This window comes from Azospirillum soli (genome assembly GCF_017876165.1).
Lineage (GTDB): Bacteria > Pseudomonadota > Alphaproteobacteria > Azospirillales > Azospirillaceae > Azospirillum > Azospirillum soli.
On the sequence record NZ_JAGINQ010000012.1, the window covers coordinates 139,042 to 156,785 of the forward strand.

Sequence of the window (17,744 nt, forward strand, 5' to 3'; positions counted from 1 at the left end):
TCAGTAGACCTTCATGTTCGGGTCGATTCGGCGCGCCCAGGCATCCACACCGCCCTCCAGGTTGATGGCGCGGGGGAACCCCTGGGAACGCAACCACATGGTCACCTGTGCGCTACGCCCACCGTGGTGGCACACAACGACGATGTCGCGATCTTTCGGCAGGTCCCCCACCCGTGCCGGAAGAGCGCCCATGGGGATATGCAGGCTGTCCGGAATGGCGCAGATCGCCACCTCCGCCGGTTCGCGCACGTCAAGCACGAGCGGATTTTCTCCGGACTTGCGGATCCGGTCCAGCTCTTCGACTTCGATCTCGAATGGCGTCGGCATGGCCAGGGAACTCCGCTGCGAACTCAAGCAAGGGGCCGCGGGATGCGGCCCCTTGGAAACTCAGAAGACGAACTTGGGCTTCGGTTCGAAGCCGGGGAGCTGGCGCGGCTGCGCCTCGAACAGCACGCGGCCGGACACAATACCGCCGACGCGCTGGAACAGCTTCACCTCGCCCACGCCACGGTCGCCGTGCACCGCCGCGATCAGGCGGCCACCCTCGGCCAGTTGGGCGGTGATGGCGTCCGGCACCTCGGCCACGAGGCCTTCGATGACGATGACGTCGTACGGCGCCTGGGCCGGGTAGCCTTCGACCAGCGGAGCGGTGATGACGACGGCGTTGTCGATGCCGACCTCGGCGAGCGCCTGGGTGGCGCGCTGCGCGAGTTCGGCATCGGATTCGATGCCGACGACGGTGGCGCCGAGCTTGCCCAGGACGGCGGTCGAGTAGCCGGTGCCGCAGCCGATGTCGAGGACGACGTCGCTCTCTTCCACGCCCACTTCCTGGAGCATGCGGGCGAAGACCATCGGCTCCATCAGGTAGCGGCCGTTGCCGACGGCGATGTCCTCGTCGACATAGGCGATGCCGCGCGCCGCCTTGGGCACGAACACCTCACGCGGAATGTCGAGCAGGGCTTCGACCAGGCGGTGGTCGGTGACCTTGTTCGGGCGAATCTGCCCCTCGACCATGTTGGTACGGGCGGCGGCGTAATCGTACATGGCGGTCGCTTATTGATTGGTTGGCACGGGCGCGGCGCCAAGCCGAATGCGGAAAACGGCTTCGCTGCCTTGTCGCGTATATATCTGCAAAGCTGGATGAACACAACGTCACACGGCCGCCACACCGGGCCTGCCAAGAGTCGTACGACATCTTGCAGGAAGGTGCTTGACCGGCTCGTTCGCGGGCAGTATATGTCCGCTCCCACACTGCGGCGCTCCCGTTGGGGGGCGTCGGACCAAGGATGGCGCGGTGGCAGAGTGGTGATGCAGCGGACTGCAAATCCGTGTACGTGGGTTCGATTCCCGCCCGTGCCTCCATCCTTTCCATGATTACCGACATTTGGGTTTTCATCCCGAACCACCCGCTGCGGGTCGCGGCGGCGTTTTTGCGTGCGCGGACTTTGGTTGGAATATCAAGGGGAAAGCGTGGCGGGACCCGGTGTCATTTTTTTGCAGATAGGGGCTTGGCAGGTGCCGGACGGTCCGCTATATAGCCGCCCACGCCGCGAACAACGGCGCCACTGATCCCGGTTAGCTCAGTCGGTAGAGCAGCGGACTGTTAATCCGCGTGTCGCTGGTTCGAGTCCAGCACCGGGAGCCAATATGAAAAAGGGCAGGTTCGGCATCGGACCTGCCCTTTTTCCTTTTCCATTATTGCTTTTGTCCTGGACCGAAAGAATGGGCTCACCTGCCCGGAGGCAAGATGCCGCCAGGCCACCAGCAACCCCAATTATCGTGTGAGATACCTGGACGTCAGGATCTCTGGGGTGTTCGTGCTGGTGGAGGGATCCCATGACGCTTCAGGAGAAACCCGCCCGGTTCCCACGCCGGATGCCGAATCCGGACTGGGACAGCGGCTGGGTCAGCGCCGCTCTCGTCTTCACCGTCGCGACCGTCGCCGCTGTCGTCATTCTTGGCGCGGACTGGAGTCAATCCCACGCTCCGGACGGGTTCTCCCCGCCCGAAAGCCGGCGGATGATGGTGATGGCTCCCTGGCCGAAATAAACCGGCCAGGAAAAGCGGATCGAAATAGGTCAGGCGGTAAGGTCGTCGTAGATCGTGCGCTCGTCATCGGCATCCTCGGCCGACTCCCCGGCGTTGCGCTTCCATTCGCCGCACCAGTCGGTGGACAGGGTTGTCGGGAAACGGCCGTCCGGATCGCGCGGTGTCACGACGGGCGGAAAGCGACGACAGACACCCTTCGGACCACGCTGACGAATGCCCTGCCCTTCCCAGAAACGACAGGTGTAGCACGTATCGACTCGCTTCATCGTGAAGGCGCCCTCTTCGGACATGGCGTGGAAATGGCGGCCATAGTCGGACAGCCGCCACGCCCGCGTCGATGGAGAAATGCGCCGAGGTGAGGTCCGTGCGCTCTCAGACGACGTCATGGGGCGGCTTGGCCACCCTCATCTTGTCGGAATTCTGGATGTAGAAGGCCTTGATCTCCGCATCGAGTTCAAGGCGGCGGCGTTCACCCGCCGACCCAGCCGGGGCGTCGGCAAGGCGCTGGAATTCGGCCACGGCCTGCTCCAGTTCGCGTTCGTTGTCGATCGGCATCGCGTGCTCTCCTGTGCTGTTGGCCTTCGCGGAGAAACACGAACGGAGCCGATGTGGTTGCATCTCCCTTGATGGCGGACGCGGAAGGCGCATTTCAGTGAAAGGGCCGACAGGCGGGCGCCCGGCCCGACTCGGAACCCGACGAGGGAGGGACGCATGACGGGTCGCTGGCGCCTGGTTCCCCGGATGATGGCCCTCCTAGCCGGGGTCCTGTTCCTCGTCGGCGGCACGCCGCCAAGCCGGGCAGACGAACTCGATGCCGACACACTGGCGCGGGCCGTGGTGCGAATCAACGTGACCGCCCTGCCCGACGCGCAAAGCTCCCGCACGCTGGGGACCGAGCGCGAGGGGACCGGCGTCGTCATCGACGGCGGCGGGCTGATCCTGACCATCGGCTACACGATCCTGGAGGCCTACCAAATCCAGGTGACCACCGGCGACGGGCGCGGCTATCCGGCGGACCTCGTCGCCTACGATCAGGCCAGCGGGTTCGGGCTGCTGCGCGCCGGGTTGGATTTCAGCGCGCCGGCCGTGCGGCTGGGCGACTCCGGAGCCTTGACGGAAGGCGACGCCGCCGTCGTGCTGAGCCGCCACGGGACACCGAGCGTTCAGCCGGTGCTGGTCGTCGGCAAGCGTGAGTTCGCCGGATACTGGGAGTATCTGCTGGACGAGGCCATCTTCACGACGCCGCCGGTGCGGTCCTTCAACGGGGCGGCGCTGATCGACCGCCACGGGCATCTGGTCGGCATCGGATCGCTGATCGTCGGCGACGCGCTGCCCGGTCACGGCGGGCTGCCCGGCAATATGTTCGTGCCCATTGCCGCCCTGAAGCCGATTCTGGCCGATCTGCTGGCCTACGGCCGCCGGCAAGAGCCGCCGCGCCCCTGGCTGGGCGTCACCCTGCGGGAGGAGCAGGGGCGGTTGCTGGTGGAGCGCGTGACGCCGCAAGGGCCGGCCGAATCGGTGGGCGTGCGGCCGGGCGACCTGATCGTCGGCGTTGGCGGGCAGCGTTTCAAGAACCTCGCCGACTTCTACCGGAAGCTTTGGGGCCTGGGGCCGGCGGGGGTGGCGGTGCCGCTGGAGGTCATGCGCGGGGCGAAGCTGGAGCCGGTCACGGTGCCCTCAGCGGACCGATATCGGACGTTGAAGCTGAATCCGAGCTTCTGACGCGCTACATCCATGGGCACCTATCCGCCGCAGCCGAGGAGCGCGCACGCCCATGGACCATCCGGATATCGAGATCGTCGAGAAGAAGACGGCCTACGACGGCTATCTGAAGATCGACGTCTATTGCCTGCGCCACAAGAAGTTCGACGGGTCATGGACCGAAGTGCTGCCTCCGCGCGAGGTGTGCGTGCGCGGCAAGGCGGTCGGCGTGCTGCTGTACGATCCGGCGAAGGACAGCGTCGTGCTGATTGAGCAGTTCCGCGTCGGCGCGGCATCGGCGGGCGGCCCCGCCTGGATGACCGAAATCGTCGCGGGTCTGGTGGATGGGGAAGACGAATCGCCCGAAGACGTTGCCCGCCGTGAAGCGCAGGAGGAAGCCGGCTGCACCGTGCAGGAACTGGAGAAGATCTGCGACTACTACCCCAGCCCCGGCGCCTACGACGAACACGTCACCGTCTATTGCGGGCGAATCGACTGCATGGGTGTTGGTGGCACCGGCGGTCTGGAGGAGGAACACGAGGACATCCGCGTCAGCGTCGTTCCGGCGGATAAAGCCATTCGGCTGCTGGACGAGAACAAGCTGAACAATTCCATTTCCATCATCGCGCTGGGCTGGCTCGCGCGGAAGCGGGATGATCTGCGAAAGCGCTGGGTAGTTTAACGGTAAAAATACGTTCAATGCTGCATTTCACAGCGGCGGCTTGAATTCCCCGCATCGCACCCCGATAGTGTGGCGGAGATTTTGGCATTCGACTCGGGAGAGACTTCGTGGATTACCGCAACGGCTTCATCGGCTCCATTGGCAACACGCCGCTGATCCGGCTGGAAGGGCCATCGAAGGCCACGGGCTGCGAAATCCTGGGCAAGGCGGAGTTCATGAACCCCGGCGGCTCGGTGAAGGACCGCGCCGCCATCGCCATCGTCCGCGACGCGGAACGCCAGGGCCTGCTGCGGCCGGGCGGCACCATCGTGGAAGGCACGGCGGGCAACACCGGCATCGGGCTGGCGCTGGTCGGCAACGCGCTGGGCTATCGCACCGTGATTGTCATGCCGGAGACGCAGAGCCAGGAGAAGAAGGACATGCTCCGCCTGGTCGGCGCGGACCTTCGCCTGGTGCCGGCGGTGCCCTACTCCAACCCCGACAACTACGTGCGCTATTCAGGACGGCTGGCCGAGGAGCTGGCGAAGACCGAACCGAACGGCGCCATATGGGCCAACCAGTTCGACAACGTGGCGAATCGCGAAGGGCACCGCCTGACCACCGGGCCGGAGATCTGGTTCCAGACCGAGGGGCGTGTCGATGCTTTCACCTGTGCGGTGGGCAGCGGCGGCACGCTGGCCGGCGTCGGGCTGGCGCTGAAGGAGCGCAACCCGAACGTCCGCATCGTGCTGGCCGACCCGATGGGCGCCGCGCTCTACAACTACTACGCCCATGGCGAGCTGAAGGCCGAGGGCAGCTCCATCACCGAAGGCATCGGCCAGGGGCGCATCACCGCCAACCTGGAAGGCGCGCCGGTCGATTCGGCCCTTCAGATCACCGACGAGGAAGCGCTGCCGGTCATCTTCGACCTGATCAAGAGCCAGGGGCTGGTGCTGGGCGGATCGTCCGGCATCAACGTCGCGGCGGCCATCCGCATCGCCCGCGAAATGGGGCCGGGCCACACCATCGTGACGATTTTGTGCGATGGCGGGCAGCGTTACCAATCGAAGCTCTTCAATCCTGAGTTCCTGCGTGAGAAGAATCTGCCTGTGCCCGAGTGGCTGGATTCGTAAAACCCACGCAGAGGACCCATGGAGCTGATCTTTCGCGAGGACCCATACGCCAAGTCCTGCACCGCCACCGTCAGCTCCGTCGATGAGCGGGGCATCCGGCTGGACCGGACCGTGTTCTACCCGAACGGCGGCGGTCAGCCGGGCGACACCGGCGTGCTGCGCTTCGCCGGCGGTGAGGTGCGAATCGCCGACACGGTGAAGGGCGACGGCGGCCCCGACGATGTGATCCACGTGCCGGAGATGGGCGCTGTCCTGCCCGCTCCCGGCACGGCGGTGGAGGCGGAGATCGACTGGGACCGCCGGCACCGCCACATGCGCATGCACACGGCGCTGCATCTCGTCTGCGCGGTGCTGCCGGGCGCGTCGATCACCGGCGCGCAGGTGGGGGCGGAGCGCAGCCGTGTGGATTTCAACGTCCCGGCGGAGAGCCTCGACAAGCAGGCCATCGCCGACGCCATCAACCGCCTGATCGCCGCCGACACGCCGGTCTCCCCGCGCTGGATCACCGACGAGGAACTGGACGCCCAACCGGACCTCGTCCGCACGTTGACCGTGAAACCGCCGCGCGGCTATGGCCGGGTGCGGCTGGTGAACATTGAGGGCGTGGATGTGCAGCCCTGCGGCGGAACGCATGTGGCGCGGCTGGGCGAGATCGGCATGCTTGAGGTCATGAAGATCGAGAACAAGGGCAAACAGAACCGGCGCGTCGTCGTCGCCCTCAAGGACTGATATCGAAGGCGTTTGATGGCTTCCATCAACCGCCTTCGATTAAAACCCGGCAGCACATGGCACGGCCATGTGCGAGAGGGGCATACGGCCGGCCGGCCATGAAGCATTCATGCGCCGGCCGTATGAGCGCGCTGAAGAATTGAAAGAGGAGAGGACGCCATGACCGAAGCCCTGCCCGGCCCCATCGTTCCGACCGAGTGGCTTGCCCGCAATCTGGGACAGCCGACCCTGCGAGTGCTGGACGCCTCCTGGTTCATGCCGGGATCCGGGCGCGACCCACGCGCCGAGTACGCCGAGCGGCACATCCCCGGCGCGGTCTATTTCGACATTGACGAGGTGGCGCAGCCGAACACGCATCCGCTGCCGCACATGGTCCCGGACGAGGCGACCTTCGCCGCCAAAGTCGGGGCTCTCGGCGTTGGGAACGACGACACGGTGGTGGTGTACGACAGCGCGGGCATGGCGACCGCCGCCGCGCGAGTCTGGTGGATGTTCCGCCTTTTCGGCCACAACCGGGTCGCCGTGCTGGACGGCGGGCTTCCGAAGTGGCTGGCCGAGGGACGGCCGACCGAAAGCGGTGCTGCGACTCCGGCGCCCAAGACCTTCGCGGCGCGCCTGCGGCCGGAGCTGCTGCGGCGGGTCGATGACGTGCTCGCCAACATCGGGAGCGGCGCGGATCAGGTCGTGGACGCCCGCGCCGCCAACCGCTACGAGGGCGCGGTGGCTGAACCCTGGCCGGGCCGGCGCAGCGGACGCATTCCGGGCAGCCTGAATCTCGCTCACACCGATTTGGTCGACGCCGAGACCAAGACCGTGCTGCCGCCGGACACCATCGTGGCGAAGGCCAAGGAGGCGGGGATCGACCTGAACCGCCCGGTGGTCGCCTCATGCGGCAGCGGCGTGACGGCCTGCGTCATCGCGCTGGGCCTCGCAGTCGCCGGAAAGGACGACGTTGCCGTCTATGATGGTTCCTGGGCCGAATGGGGACTGCGCGAGGATCTGCCGTTGGAGACTGGACCGGCGCGGCGATGAGCGGGCCGGGGTTCGCGATTCGGCCCATGGCCGACGCGGAGCGGGACGCCATCGTGGCGCTGTGGACCGCCTGCAACCTCGTGGTTCCCTGGAACGATCCGGCGGCGGACATCGCGCTTGCGCGGTCGAAGCCGAACGCGGCGTTGCTGGTGGGATGCGAGGACGGGCGGGTAGTTGCCTCCGTCATGGTTGGGCACGATGGTCACCGGGGGTGGTTCTACTATCTCGCGGTCGATCCGGCGTGCCGAGGGCGCGGCTATGGGCGGGCCATGGTCGCGTCGGCCGAGCAATGGCTGTTTCAAGCGGGGATGCCCAAGATTCAACTCCTCGTGCGGGAAACGAACCACGCGGTGATGGCGTTCTATGAACGGCTGGGCTATGCCACCTCCCCCGTTACGATGATGCAGAAATGGCTCAAGACCGCTTCTCCCTGAATCCGTCGATCATTCCCTCGTCGGCCATCCCTATGGCGGTGCCGCCCGGCTGCCTGTCGGTCATCGTCACCTATCTGGAGATGACCACGCCGCCGACCCACGCCCCGCTGCCCAGGCCGGCGGGCGACGTGGCGCTGGTGCGCTCCAACCCGCCGACGGCGTCCTTCTACCGCTATCTGTACGACACGGTGGGTGAGCCCTGGCTGTGGCACGAGCGCCGGCGCATGCCGATGCCGGAGCTTGGCGTGATCGTCACCGATTCGCGCGTCGAGGTGTGGGTGCTGTACGTGCACGGCACGCCGGCCGGCTATGCCGAGATCGACCGGCGCGAGGCCGACACGGATCTGGCCTATTTCGGGTTGATCCCGGATTTCATCGGGTTGGGGCTCGGGCCGTGGCTGCTCGACACGGCAATCCGGCTGGCCTGGCAGGGCGGTACGAAGCGGTTGCTGGTCAACACCTGCACCTTCGATCACCCGAAGGCGCTGCCGCTTTACCAGTCGATGGGCTTCGTCCCGATCCGGCACGTGACGCGCGAAATCCTGGACCCGCGCGTGCAGGGTTGGCTGCCGCGCACGGCGGGACCGCACATCCCGATCATAGAATAGGTTAGTTCAAAATCTCGGCGAGCGCCGCGACGAGGGCGCGGTTCTCGTCCTCGCGGCCGACGGTGATGCGCAGGCAGTCGGTCAGGCCGTAGTCCTGGGTGCACTTCACCAGGACGCCGCGCCGGGCCAGATGGTCCATCACCGCCTGCACGCCCAGCGCCGGGTCGGTCGGGATCCGGGCCAGGATGAAGTTGCAGACGCTGGGATAGACGCGGACGCCGATCTGCTCCAGTTCATGCCCCAGCCACGGAAGCCACGCGCTGTTGTGGGCGTGGGTGGCTTCCTCGTGGTCCGTGTCGATCAGGGCGGCCGCGGCGGCGGCCTGGGCGGCGATGCTGACGTTGAAGGGACCGCGCACCTGGTTGATGGCGTCGATCACTGTCTTCGGGCCATAGGCCCAGCCGACGCGCAGACCGGCCAGCCCGTGCAGCTTGGAAAAGGTCCGCACCATCAGCACGTTGTCGGAGTTTTCGACCAGTTCCGTCCCGTCGCTGTAGTTGTTGCGGCGGCAATATTCAGCGTAGGCCGCGTCGAGCACCAGCAGCGTGTGCGACGGCAGGCCGGCGCGCAGGCGCTGGACGCAGTCAATAGGGATGTAGGTGCCGGTGGGGTTGTTCGGGTTGGCGAGGAAGCAGATCTTCGTCCGTTCGTTCGCACGGTCGATCATCGCCTCGACATCGACGGTCAGATCGCGCTCGGCGGCGACGACGGGCGTGGCGCCGGTGGCGCGAATCGCCTTCAGGAAACCGCGATAGCCATGCTCGTGGCACAGCACCTCGTCACCCGGCCCGGCGAAGGCCTGCGTGACAAGGTGGATCATCTCGTCGGAGCCGGCCGAACAGGTGATGTGGTCGGCGTCCAGTTCGTAGCGGCCCGCGACGGCGTGGCGCAGGTTGTCCTGAGCCCAATCCGGATATCGGTGGATCTGCATCGCCACCTGCCGGTAGGCGTTGAGCGCCTTCTGCCCAGCCCCCAAAGGATTGACCGTCAGCGACAGATCGATCCAGCCCGCACCATCCTGCGGCGGCCGCGCGGGGCGGTAGGACTTGATCTGGCCGATGCAGGGGCGAGGGCTCAGCAGCTCCATCGGGCGGTCTCCGTTGTGCAACGCATCACAGCACGAACGGCCCGCATTCAACCTGAATCCGACGCAACCCGCTAGTGCTCAATGCGGCGAATGCCCCATAGGGATTGCGTCGGATCTCAGTATTGCGTCAGTGATTCAGAATCTGGCTGAGGAACAGCCGGGTGCGCTCGGACTGCGGGTTGTTGAAGAACTCCTGCGGGTTGTTCTGCTCAACGATTTCGCCGCGATCCATGAAGATGACCCGGTCGGCCACCGACTTGGCAAAGCCCATTTCATGCGTGACGCAGAGCATGGTCATGCCGTCCTGGGCGAGGCCAATCATGACGTCCAGAACCTCCTTCACCATCTCGGGGTCGAGGGCGGAGGTCGGCTCATCGAACAGCATGATCTTGGGATTCATGCAGAGCGAGCGGGCGATGGCCACGCGTTGCTGCTGACCGCCGGACAGCTGACCGGGATACTTGTGCGCCTGCTCGGCGATGCGCACCCGTTCCAGATACTTCATGGCCAGCGCTTCCGCCTCGGCCTTCGGCTTCTTGCGGACCCAGATGGGGGCCAACGTGCAGTTCTCCAGCACGGTCAGGTGCGGGAACAGGTTGAAGTGCTGGAACACCATGCCGACCTCGCGCCGGACCAGCTCGATGTTCTTCAGGTTGCCGGTCAGCTCGATCCCGTCGATGACGATGTTGCCCTTCTGGTGCTCCTCCAACCGGTTCAGGCAGCGGATCAGCGTCGATTTGCCCGAGCCCGAGGGACCGCAGATGACGATGCGTTCGCCCTTGGCGACCGACAGGTTGATGTTCTTGAGGACGTGGAACTCGCCGTACCACTTGTGCACGCCGAGGCACTGGATGACTTCCCCGCCCTGGGGAAAGGTGCGCGCGTTGCTCACGGCTTCGGCCATGGTCTTGTCTCTCCCCTACCCTTAACGACGGTGCCCGCGACGCAGGTCGCGTTCGAGCTTCTGGCTGTATTTCGACATGTAGAAGCAGAACACCCAATAGATGACGCCGATGAACAGGTACGCCTCGCGGTAGAAGCCGCGCCAAGCCGGGTCGGTCAGCGCCGCCTTGGCCGTGCCCAGCAGATCGTAAAGGCCGATGATGATGACCAGCGAGGTGTCCTTGAAGAAGCTGATGAAGGTGTTCACCAGCGGCGGAATGGCGATGGCGAGCGCCTGCGGCAGGATGATCTTGCGCATCTTCTGCCAGTAGTTCAGGCCCAGGCCGTCGGCCGCCTCGTACTGACCCTTGGGGATCGCCTGAAGGCCGCCGCGAATCGCCTCGGCCATATACGCGGCGGCGAACATGATGAAGGCGATCTGCGCGCGCAGCAGCTTGTCGATGCTGACGCCGGTCGGCAGGAACAGCGGGAACATGACCGAGGCCATGAACAGCAGGCTGATCAGCGGCACGCCGCGAATCAGCTCGATGTAGGTGACCGACATCACCTTGATCGCCGGCATGTCCGACCGGCGGCCGAGCGCCAGCAGGATCGACGCCGGAAAGGCCACGGCAAGACCGATCACCGACAGGATCAGGGTCAGCGGCAGGCCGCCCCAGTTGGTGTTCTCCACATAGGTCAGACCGAGGACGCCGCCCCACATCAGGATCGCCACCGCGGCGAACCCCGCCGCCCACAGCAGCCCCAGCCACCACTTCCAGAAGCGGCGGTCGCAGCTGACGAGGAGCAGCGTGATGAAGATCACGATGGTCAGCAGCGGGCGCCATTGCTCGTCGTACGGGAACGTCCCGAACAGGATGAAGCGCAGTTTCTCGCTGACGAAGGCCCAGCAGGCGCCGCCGTTGGTCCGGCATTCCTGGGGCGTGGTGTCGAAGCCGTTGGCGTGGACGATCAGCCAGTCGAGCAGCGGCGGAATTGCGCGCGCCAGCCCGTACAGGATGAGGATCGTCAGAAGCGCGTTGTACCAGGTGTTGAACAGGTTGTTGCGCAGCCACGCGACGGGGCCGACGGTGTTGGCCGGCGGACGCTCGTCCGGAATGCTGCCGGTGTGGACGCTCTCGGTCATGTCCGTCAACGCTCCACCAGCGCGATGCGCTTGTTGTACCAGTTCATGAAGATGGAAATGCCGAGGCTGATGGTCAGGTAGGTGCCCATGATCATCGCCACGCCCTCGATTGCCTGACCGGTCTGATTCAGCGTCGTGTTGGCGATGGAGACCAGGTCCGGGTAGCCGATGGCAAGCGCCAGCGAGCTGTTCTTGGCGAGGTTCAGATACTGGCTGGTCAGCGGCGGCACGATCACGCGCAGCGCCTGCGGCAGAACCACCAGCCGCAGCGTCTCGGTGCTGGGCAGACCGAGCGCGCGCGCGGCTTCCGTCTGGCCCCAGTTAACGGCGAGGATGCCGCTGCGTACCACCTCGGCGATGAAGGCCGCCGTATAGACGGTCAGGCCGATCAGGATGGCGAAGAACTCCGGCGAAACCACCGCGCCGCCGCGGAAGTTAAAGCCGGCCAGTTCCGGCACATCGAGCGCCGTCGGCATGCCGCCGCCGATGTAGGCGATCAGCGGGAAGCCGATCAGCAGGCCCAGCGTCGTCCAACCGGTCGGGAACGGCTGCCCGGTCCGCGCCTGCCGGTCCTTGGCCCAACGGCGCACGAAGATCACGACGATCACCGCCAGCGCGAGCGCGATCCCCATGAACTTCCACACCGGATCGGCCGCCGGAACGGGCACGAACAGGCCGCGCTGCGACAGGAACACGCCCGGAATCGGATTCAGCGCCTGCCGAACCGGCGGCATGCTTTCCGTCACGATCGCGTACCAGAAGAACAGCTGGAGCAGCGGCGGGATGTTGCGGATGATCTCGACATAGACGGAGGCCAGCTTGGCGATCAGCCAGTTGCTGGACAGGCGCGCGATGCCGATCACCGTGCCCAGCACGGTGGCCAGGACAATGCCGAGAATCGACACCTTCAGCGTGTTCAGCACGCCGACCAGAAAGGCCCGGCCGTAGGTGTCCCGAGGGCTGTAGTCGATCAGGCTTTCGCCGATGCCGAAGGACGCCTCGCGCTCCAGGAACCCGAAGCCCGTGGCGATGGACCGCCGCGACAGGTTGTCGAGCGTGTTGGCGATCAGATACCAGCCGACCGCGACGACGATGCCAACCACCAGAATCTGGTAGAAGATGGCCCGAAACGTCGGGTCGCTGAGGGAAAATGACATTCCACCCTGCGCGGCTCCGCGCCGGGTGTCCCGGGTCTCGCTGGCCACGGTTCTCTCCCCTCACCCGTCATGGGCCTATGCCGCCGAACGCCTCCCGGACATCCGCGCATGCGCGCCATGACACATTCGTCTCCCAGCGGCAAAGGCGCGGGGCGTTTTGCTTTTTGCCGCCCTTCGCGCCGCCACACCTGCAATGCCATGACGGGGACCGTCCGCCTCCCTGCGGTGGACGGTCCCCGTCATCAAGAGTTACCGGACCGGCATCGCGTACTGCAGACCACCGTTGGTCCACAGGGCGTTCAGGCCGCGCTCCAGCTTCAGCGGAGTCTTCGGACCGACGTTGCGGTCGAAGATCTCGCCGTAGTTGCCCATCTTCTTGATCACGTTGTAGGCCCACTTCTCATCCAGGCCGAGCGCCTTGCCCATGCCCGGCGAGGAGCCCAGGAGACGCTGAATCTCCGGGTTCTTGCTGTTCACGAACTCATCGACGTTCTTGGAATTGATGCCCGACTCCTCGGCCTGGATCGTGGCATAGACGACCCACTTCACGATGTCGAACCACTGATCGTCGCCATGGCGCACGGCCGGGGCGAGCGGCTCCTTCGAGATGATTTCCGGCAGGATGACGTAGTCGTCCGGAACCGGCGCCACGCCGGCGCGGGTGCCCGCGAGGCCCGACGCATCGGTGGTCAGCACGTCGCAGCGGCCGGCGAAGAAGGCGGCGTTCACCTCGTCGTTCGACTCGATGACGACCGGGTTGTAGTTCATGTTGTTGGAGCGGAAGTAGTCGGCGAGGTTCAGTTCCGTCGTCGTACCGGACTGGACGCAGACGGTGGCGCCGTTCAGCTCCTTCGCGCTCTTCACGCCGAGCTTCTTGTGCACCATGAAGCCCTGGCCGTCGTAATAGGTGACCGGCGCGAAGTTCAGGCCGACCGAGGTGTCACGGGTCAGCGTGACGGTCGTGTTGCGCGACAGCAGGTCCACCTCACCCGACTGGATGGCCGGGAAGCGCTGCTGAGCCGAGAGCGGGGTGAACTTTACCTTGTTGGGGTCGTTGAAGAGAGCGACGGCCATCGCCCGGCAGTAGTCGACGTCGAGGCCGGTCCAGTTGCCCGCGCTGTCGGGGTTGCCGAAGCCCGGAAGACCCGCGTTCACGCCGCACTGGACGAAGCCGCGCGCCTTGACGGCGTCGAGCGTCGGACCAGCCTGCGCCGTGGTGACGGCACCGAACACCAGAGCCGCGGCGGTCGCGGCGAGAATTCCCGATTTCATCGTTTGAAGCTCCACCCTGTCCTTGCGTTTTTCGATTTCGGACTTTGGCCCTTTGGAACCTTCGTCAGCGCGCCCCCCACGAGGGTCACGCGCATGTCACAAGAGTGCACCAACATTATCGGACTTGTCGAATCCTCCGTAGGCTGAACTGTAAGTTAAGCAATCCCTTACAGAGGCTTACGGGCGCATTCTCCTGTGGCCGGCCGGTTCCTGGGATGCCAAGATGGCTCGACCATCGCCTTTATCGCGGAAGGGCTTATGAAGGACGCACAAAAGGACACGATCCTGAACCACGCCGGGCGCGATCCGCGCGCCAATCACGGGATCGTAAACCCGCCGGTCTATCACTGCTCGACCGTGCTGTTCCCGACCCTGGCGGAGCTGGAGGAAAGCGACCGCAACCCGTTCGAAGGCGTCCATTACGGCCGCATGGGCACGCCGACCTCCCAGGCGTTCGAAGAGGCGATCACGCGGCTGGAAGGCGGCTACAAGACCGTGCACGCGGCGTCGGGCCTGAACGCCATCGCCACGGCGCTGCTGTCCTTCACCAAGGCCGGCGACCATGTGCTGATCACCGACAGCGCCTATGGGCCGACCCGCCGGTTCGCCAACGACACGCTGACTCCCTACGGGGTGGAGGTCGAGTATTTCGACCCGACCATCGGGGCCGGAATCGCCTCGCTGCTGAAGCCGAACACCAGCGTCGTGTTCCTCGAATCGCCGGGCTCCCTGACCTTCGAGATCCAGGACATTCCGGCGATCTCGGCCGCCGCGAAGACCGTCGGGGCGAAGGTGCTGATCGACAACACCTGGGCAACCCCGCTGCTGCTTCAGCCCTTGCGGCTGGGGGCCGACGTGTCGATCCATTCCGCGACCAAGTACATCGTCGGACATGCCGACGCGATGCTGGGCGCCATCGTCTGCGCCGACGAGGAAAGCTGGCTGAAGGTCAAGAAGACGGCCACGCGCACCGGCGCCTGCGCCGGGCCGGACGACATCTTCCTGGGCCTGCGCGGCCTGCGCACGCTGTCGGTCCGTCTGAAGCAGCACCAGGAGAACGCGCTTGCGCTGGCCGGCTGGCTGGAAAAGCGGCCGGAGGTCACGCGCATCCTGCACCCGGCGCACCCGGACTTCCCTGGCCACGCGTTGTGGAAACGCGACTTCGCCGGATCGTCGGGCCTGTTCTCGGTCGTGATCAAGGCGGTGCCGAAGACGGCGCTGGCCGCCATGCTCGACCATCTGGAGCTGTTCGGTATGGGCTATTCCTGGGGCGGCTTCGAGAGCCTGATCCTGCCGACCCGCCCGGCCGCCATCCGCACCGCCACGCGCTGGGACGATCCCGGCATCGTGCTGCGTCTGCACGCGGGTCTGGAGGACGTGGGCGACCTGATCCGGGATCTGGACAGCGCCTTCAAGCGCCTGAACGACGCCCTGTAAGAGCTTGAGACAAGAGGGTTTTCACGATGACGGACGCCGCTGCGTTCGACGAGGTTCTCGCCGCCATCAAGTTCAACGCCGACGGGCTGGTTCCGGCCATCGCACAGGCGGAGGGAACCGGCGAGATTCTGATGATGGCGTGGATGAACCGCGACGCGGTTCTGGAGACGCTGAACACCGGCCGCGTCTGCTACTGGTCGCGATCGCGCGGCGGGCTGTGGCGCAAGGGCGAGACGTCCGGGCAGGTGCAGCGCCTGAAGGACTTCCGCGTCGATTGCGACGGCGACACGCTGTTGCTGATCGTGGAGCAGGACGGCGTCGCCTGCCACACCGGCCGCCGAAGCTGCTTCTACCGCGCGGTGCGTGGCGGAAAGCTGGAGGTCATTCAGGAGGTGGAGACCGATCCGGCGGTGCTGTACGGACACGCGCAAGACGGACACAAGCACGCCTGACCTTCGCTGCATCGCCGAAGATTTTTGATCTATGTCATGGTTGCAGCCCAGACCTTTGGGTTACAACCGGGCTGTCTCTAACCCTCCCTGTATTCGCCTATGCCGGGGGTTCCACTGGAACCCCCGGCTATTTTTTTGCGTGCGGCGCGGGTATGGGCGTTGCTGCACATGCGAACAAAAGTTTCAAATTTTAGCGAATTGATATAGATCAACGAACCGGATAGGCGGTTCGGCTAGATTTTTCTTGTCTCTAACCCTCCCTGTATTGACTGACCGGAGCTTCCCCTGGGAACTCCGGTTTCTTTTTGCCTCCGGGGCGGACAGCCGGCCAGGAGATTGCGGCAATGCGCGTCATTGACGTGGATCAAGGCAGCCAAGTCGGGAAACGGGTAGAAGGGTCTTGTCTCTAACCCTCCCTGTTTATTCGTCTTGGAGGCTCCGGCAACGGTGCCTCCTTCTTTTTGCGCGAATTCCGGGATGTCACGGCCCCCGGCTGCGCGACCAGCGCAGAAGCAATCCCAGCACCGACAGCGGGACGACGATCACCGCACCGATCAGAATGTAGGGCAGCGCCCACCGGATCACGCCGACCGCCAGATCGGCGATGTCGCGGATGGTTGCCCAGGTGTTGGTGATGATGCTGGCGGGGTCGATGTCCAGCACGGACAGCGCAAGACCGACGAGAAAACAGAGCAGAAGCGTCTTGACGATCCACCCCAAGGCACCACCTCACTTCGACCGTGAACCTGCATGGCAGGGCTCAACCGTAAACGCCCCGCTCGCTGGTCCGGTTCCGAGGAGATGATCCAGAGGAGGAAGCCATGGGCGAACGTCACCAGCTGTGGGCCGTGGCCGGCCTGCTGGTCGGCCGCTATGGCGATGATGCGCGCGATAAGGCCAAGAACAATGCCGCCGTCGCCGAACGTGAGGGCGATGCCGACGCTCAGGCCATCTGGTCCGACGTGGCTTGCATGCTGAGCCACGAGACCCGTCACGCAAGGGGCGCCGAAAGGGCTGGCTGAGTCGCCTTTCGGCTTATCCCCAGAATCTGTGGATAACTTTGTGGAGGAGGTTGGTTCCGCTTTGGCGGCACCGGGCCTTGAATGCCATGCCCGGATTTTGGGCATGCGCCGAAAAGCGCTGAATGCAAAGGGTTTGAGCACTGTGTGGCGCGCGAGCGCGAACGATGCTGTCCGAAAGAACGACCCAAAAGCGCCATTCTCTCCGCAGGGGATAAGTCTGTTGCTCTTTTTGGAATCGCTCCAGCATCCGGAGGTGGACCCTTCCGGATGCTGACCTTCGCCGTGCGGTAATGGGTGCCGCGCGCCGGGATGGCGACCCCAGCAGGATTCGAACCTGCGACCTATCGCTTAGAAGGCGATTGCTCTATCCAACTGAGCTATGGGGCCTTTACCAATCCCACGGGCCGACCAAACGGGCCGATCAGAAGCGCGGCCGGTCGGTGCGGAAGTTGTCGGCGTAGTTGCGCGGGCGGACGCGGCGGACGGGCGCGTCCTGCACGGCGTATTCCAGTCCCTTGCGCTCGGCGAAGGCGATGGCCTCTTCCTTGGTCTCGAAGCCGATCTTTACCTGATTCAGGGTGTCGCCCGAGCTGATCCAGCCCATCAGCGGCTCCGGACGGCGCGGGGTCTCGATCTCGTATTCGAGCAGCCAGCGATGCGTCTTGGCCCGTCCGGATTGCGTGGCCGCTTTGCTCGGCTGGTAGATCCGGACCTTCATGACGCGGCATCTCCTCTGATACGTTGTTCGTTCAACACACAGGCAACACATACTGGCGATGGTCGGGGCGCCCGGATTCGAACCGGGGGCCTCCAGTACCCAAAACTGGCGCGCTACCAGACTGCGCTACGCCCCGTCGCCGCGATGAGATACACGAACGCCGAACGAACGGCAAGGTGCAGCCGCGTCTACCGGATCGGGCAGCCCTTTCGTATCATCCGTC

Annotated in this window: 22 protein-coding genes and 4 tRNA genes; 13 read left to right on the top strand and 13 right to left on the bottom strand. The window is 65.2% G+C overall.

Annotation, left to right across the window (positions count from 1 at the left end):
• A complete protein-coding gene (locus J2852_RS19090) occupies positions 1-327 on the bottom strand; it encodes a rhodanese-like domain-containing protein (RefSeq protein WP_209878448.1) in 327 nt (108 codons plus the stop codon).
• A 60-nt stretch (positions 328-387) separates the two neighbouring features.
• Complete coding sequence (locus J2852_RS19095; RefSeq protein ID WP_209878450.1) at positions 388-1,044, bottom strand: protein-L-isoaspartate O-methyltransferase family protein; 657 nt, start codon at positions 1,042-1,044, stop codon at positions 388-390.
• A 244-nt stretch (positions 1,045-1,288) separates the two neighbouring features.
• Here J2852_RS19095 and J2852_RS19100 point away from each other — a divergent pair.
• From J2852_RS19100 to J2852_RS19110, 3 genes are all read left to right on the top strand, one after another.
• Positions 1,289-1,362: transfer RNA gene (locus J2852_RS19100), tRNA-Cys, on the top strand.
• Positions 1,363-1,569: 207 nt separating this feature from the next.
• Positions 1,570-1,645, top strand: a tRNA-Asn gene (locus J2852_RS19105).
• 191 nt (positions 1,646-1,836) lie between these two features.
• The gene (locus tag J2852_RS19110; RefSeq protein ID WP_209878452.1) at positions 1,837-2,049 is read left to right on the top strand and encodes a hypothetical protein; all 213 of its coding nucleotides are present in this window, start codon (positions 1,837-1,839) and stop codon (positions 2,047-2,049) included.
• 29 nt (positions 2,050-2,078) lie between these two features.
• Here the strand turns inward: J2852_RS19110 and J2852_RS19115 are convergent, their stop codons facing one another.
• The gene (locus tag J2852_RS19115; protein WP_246499835.1) at positions 2,079-2,435 is read right to left on the bottom strand and encodes a hypothetical protein; all 357 of its coding nucleotides are present in this window, start codon (positions 2,433-2,435) and stop codon (positions 2,079-2,081) included.
• A complete protein-coding gene (locus J2852_RS19120) occupies positions 2,422-2,604 on the bottom strand; it encodes a hypothetical protein (RefSeq protein WP_209878454.1) in 183 nt (60 codons plus the stop codon). Before J2852_RS19120 ends, J2852_RS19115 begins: the two co-directional genes overlap by 14 nt.
• Before the next feature lie 156 nt (positions 2,605-2,760).
• Between J2852_RS19120 and J2852_RS19125 the strand changes: the two genes are divergently transcribed.
• From J2852_RS19125 to J2852_RS19155, 7 genes are all read left to right on the top strand, one after another.
• Positions 2,761-3,771, top strand: a complete 1,011-nt coding sequence (locus J2852_RS19125; RefSeq protein WP_209878456.1) for a S1C family serine protease — start codon at positions 2,761-2,763, stop codon at positions 3,769-3,771.
• 52 nt (positions 3,772-3,823) lie between these two features.
• Positions 3,824-4,432 (top strand): NUDIX domain-containing protein, encoded by a 609-nt coding sequence (locus J2852_RS19130; protein WP_209878458.1) that lies wholly within the window; start codon positions 3,824-3,826, stop codon positions 4,430-4,432.
• 107 nt (positions 4,433-4,539) lie between these two features.
• On the top strand, positions 4,540-5,544 hold the full coding sequence (locus J2852_RS19135; RefSeq protein ID WP_209878460.1) for a cysteine synthase A: 1,005 nt from the start codon (positions 4,540-4,542) through the stop codon (positions 5,542-5,544).
• Between the two features lie 18 nt (positions 5,545-5,562).
• Positions 5,563-6,273: an alanyl-tRNA editing protein gene (locus tag J2852_RS19140; RefSeq protein ID WP_209878461.1), complete on the top strand. Its 711-nt coding sequence runs from the start codon at positions 5,563-5,565 to the stop codon at positions 6,271-6,273.
• Positions 6,274-6,432: 159 nt separating this feature from the next.
• Positions 6,433-7,305: a 3-mercaptopyruvate sulfurtransferase gene (gene sseA / locus J2852_RS19145; protein WP_209878463.1), complete on the top strand. Its 873-nt coding sequence runs from the start codon at positions 6,433-6,435 to the stop codon at positions 7,303-7,305.
• Between the two features lie 26 nt (positions 7,306-7,331).
• Positions 7,332-7,739 (top strand): GNAT family acetyltransferase, encoded by a 408-nt coding sequence (locus J2852_RS19150; protein WP_246499836.1) that lies wholly within the window; start codon positions 7,332-7,334, stop codon positions 7,737-7,739.
• Positions 7,715-8,347, top strand: coding sequence for a GNAT family N-acetyltransferase (locus tag J2852_RS19155; protein WP_246499837.1), 633 nt, complete (start codon positions 7,715-7,717; stop codon positions 8,345-8,347). The genes J2852_RS19150 and J2852_RS19155 overlap by 25 nt, the downstream gene beginning before the upstream one ends.
• Position 8,348: 1 nt before the next feature.
• Here the strand turns inward: J2852_RS19155 and J2852_RS19160 are convergent, their stop codons facing one another.
• The 5 genes from J2852_RS19160 to J2852_RS19180 form a co-directional block, all read right to left on the bottom strand.
• A complete protein-coding gene (locus J2852_RS19160) occupies positions 8,349-9,434 on the bottom strand; it encodes a pyridoxal phosphate-dependent aminotransferase (protein ID WP_209878467.1) in 1,086 nt (361 codons plus the stop codon).
• A gap of 127 nt (positions 9,435-9,561) precedes the next feature.
• A complete protein-coding gene (locus tag J2852_RS19165) occupies positions 9,562-10,338 on the bottom strand; it encodes an amino acid ABC transporter ATP-binding protein (protein ID WP_209878469.1) in 777 nt (258 codons plus the stop codon).
• Between the two features lie 21 nt (positions 10,339-10,359).
• Positions 10,360-11,463, bottom strand: coding sequence for an amino acid ABC transporter permease (locus J2852_RS19170; protein WP_209878471.1), 1,104 nt, complete (start codon positions 11,461-11,463; stop codon positions 10,360-10,362).
• 5 nt (positions 11,464-11,468) lie between these two features.
• A complete protein-coding gene (locus J2852_RS19175) occupies positions 11,469-12,668 on the bottom strand; it encodes an amino acid ABC transporter permease (protein WP_209878473.1) in 1,200 nt (399 codons plus the stop codon).
• Between the two features lie 201 nt (positions 12,669-12,869).
• Positions 12,870-13,892, bottom strand: coding sequence for an amino acid ABC transporter substrate-binding protein (locus J2852_RS19180; protein ID WP_209878475.1), 1,023 nt, complete (start codon positions 13,890-13,892; stop codon positions 12,870-12,872).
• A 258-nt stretch (positions 13,893-14,150) separates the two neighbouring features.
• Here J2852_RS19180 and metC point away from each other — a divergent pair, with 258 nt between their 5' ends.
• Positions 14,151-15,329 (top strand): cystathionine beta-lyase, encoded by a 1,179-nt coding sequence (gene metC, locus J2852_RS19185; RefSeq protein WP_209878477.1) that lies wholly within the window; start codon positions 14,151-14,153, stop codon positions 15,327-15,329.
• A gap of 26 nt (positions 15,330-15,355) precedes the next feature.
• A complete protein-coding gene (gene hisI / locus J2852_RS19190) occupies positions 15,356-15,781 on the top strand; it encodes a phosphoribosyl-AMP cyclohydrolase (protein WP_209878479.1) in 426 nt (141 codons plus the stop codon).
• A gap of 480 nt (positions 15,782-16,261) precedes the next feature.
• Here the strand turns inward: hisI and J2852_RS19195 are convergent, their stop codons facing one another.
• Positions 16,262-16,501, bottom strand: a complete 240-nt coding sequence (locus J2852_RS19195; protein ID WP_209878481.1) for a DUF6460 domain-containing protein — start codon at positions 16,499-16,501, stop codon at positions 16,262-16,264.
• A gap of 101 nt (positions 16,502-16,602) precedes the next feature.
• Here J2852_RS19195 and J2852_RS19200 point away from each other — a divergent pair, with 101 nt between their 5' ends.
• Complete coding sequence (locus J2852_RS19200) at positions 16,603-16,803, top strand: hypothetical protein (RefSeq protein ID WP_209878483.1); 201 nt, start codon at positions 16,603-16,605, stop codon at positions 16,801-16,803.
• A 310-nt stretch (positions 16,804-17,113) separates the two neighbouring features.
• On the opposite strand, the gene J2852_RS19205 is transcribed toward J2852_RS19200, so the two are convergent.
• The 3 genes from J2852_RS19205 to J2852_RS19215 all read right to left on the bottom strand — a co-directional run bounded on the left by J2852_RS19205 (position 17,114) and on the right by J2852_RS19215 (position 17,657).
• Positions 17,114-17,190: transfer RNA gene (locus J2852_RS19205), tRNA-Arg, on the bottom strand.
• 34 nt (positions 17,191-17,224) lie between these two features.
• Positions 17,225-17,521 (bottom strand): ETC complex I subunit, encoded by a 297-nt coding sequence (locus tag J2852_RS19210; protein ID WP_209878485.1) that lies wholly within the window; start codon positions 17,519-17,521, stop codon positions 17,225-17,227.
• Positions 17,522-17,580: 59 nt separating this feature from the next.
• Positions 17,581-17,657 (bottom strand) — tRNA-Pro (locus J2852_RS19215).
• Positions 17,658-17,744 lie beyond the last annotated feature (87 nt).